We start from the raw sequence: 1,483 nt of genomic DNA on the forward strand, positions 1-1,483 counted from the left end.
GTCTACTACTACCTGTGACTTCAATGTATGCTGTTTCTTTTTCCCACTATAGAACTTTTTTTGTTTTTTTTCGGACGTTCAATTGGACTTTCTGTTACATCAACTACCACCACTTCTAACTGATAATTAGAAGTAGTCAGCTTTTTCTTCCCTGGCAGTGTGAACGCCCTCGATTTAGTCAGCGTATCTTCTATTTTTCGGATAATTCTGTATGCCGTAGACTCATTTACTCCCCAAGATTGACCTATATGGAAGTATGTTCGGTATTCTCTCCAATATTCTAATGTCATCAACAATTGGTCTTCTAAGCTTAATTTACCCGGTCGCCCTGTTTTCTGTTTTGTTCGATGAAGCGATCGCACTACCTCTAACATCTCGTTAAAAGTATCTGGACGTACACCACACAAGCGTTTAAAGTCTTCTGATTTCAGTCTCTTTACCTGTTCGTAGGTCATCTATGCTACCCAACTCTCACCTACTTGTCCCATGCATCTAGGACTTTTGCAAGAGGTCTATTGAAAAACTAAGGAAAATTGGTCATGGCAGCAATCGATACAGCACCCTTAGAAAACAGCCTGGGATTTCTAGCTTTAGGAGCTTATATTCTCACCTTAATGCCCACGAATCTCAGAATAATTTTTCCTCAAACTAAACAAGCGAAGCTTCCCAAATGGCTGTTAAAATATCGACGACTTATCGGTATTCTGGCTTTCTGCTTGGCTTTGCTTCACGCTTTCCTCTTAGTGAAAAAGAGAGACCTTGATTTTTTAGATCCCAATACCTATTGGATTTATATCCAAGGTGTATCTACCTTCATAATTTTTACTCTATTGGCAATTACTTCTAATGACTGGAGTGTCAAAAGACTGAAAAAAAATTGGAAGCGATTACATACCCTAACTTACTTAGCTATGTTCCTGCTCACTTGGCACGTTTGGGACAAAATGTTAGAGCATTGGAGCTATTTAACCCCGATTGGGTTAGTAGGGATTGTCACGACAACCCTTTTACAGCGTATTGCAGGTTTATGAGGTACAGTAACAACAGTTTGTAAACCAGTTTTTTAAATGCTCTGGATTAATCAAATTAAGTGCAGTTGCGATGAGAACATCAACCATTTTTGAAGAGGTTGGAGAAAAGGAGCGTAAAAAAGCTTTTAATTGTGACCACCAATGTTCGATGGGATTAAAGTCAGGAGAATAAGGTGACTGATAAAGAACATTTGCACCCTTTGATTGAATTAAAGACTCGATTCCTTCCACTTTATGTGCAGGGACATTATCCATAACAACTACAGCACCCGTCCAGAGTTGGGGAAGTAAACACTTTTCAATAAAGACTTTAAATGCATTTCCATCCATTGAACTATTCAACGTCATCACAGCCAAAACTTGTTTCATGCTTACTGCCCCGATTACTGTTACCTTCGCTCCCCGATAAAATGGTTTAAAATCATACACCCTGTTTCCCTGAGGACTTCGAG

General features: G+C 39.2%; 3 protein-coding genes. 1 reads left to right on the forward strand and 2 read right to left on the reverse strand.

Annotated elements, in window-relative coordinates:
- Positions 1-20 precede the first annotated feature (20 nt).
- Positions 21-455: a transposase family protein gene (locus I8752_RS22305; RefSeq protein WP_214434456.1), complete on the reverse strand. Its 435-nt coding sequence runs from the start codon at positions 453-455 to the stop codon at positions 21-23.
- An 84-nt stretch (positions 456-539) separates the two neighbouring features.
- On the opposite strand from I8752_RS22305, the gene I8752_RS22310 reads away from it, so the two are divergent.
- Entirely contained in the window at positions 540-1,031 is a 492-nt protein-coding gene (locus I8752_RS22310) for a ferric reductase-like transmembrane domain-containing protein (RefSeq protein ID WP_214434457.1), read from the forward strand.
- Here I8752_RS22310 and I8752_RS22315 read toward each other — a convergent pair.
- Positions 1,026-1,483 (reverse strand): transposase (locus I8752_RS22315; protein ID WP_214434458.1); only part of this gene is annotated, 458 nt, incomplete at its 5' end. The genes I8752_RS22310 and I8752_RS22315 overlap by 6 nt on opposite strands.

The organism is Dendronalium phyllosphericum CENA369 (assembly GCF_016056275.1).
Lineage (GTDB): Bacteria > Cyanobacteriota > Cyanobacteriia > Cyanobacteriales > Nostocaceae > Dendronalium > Dendronalium phyllosphericum.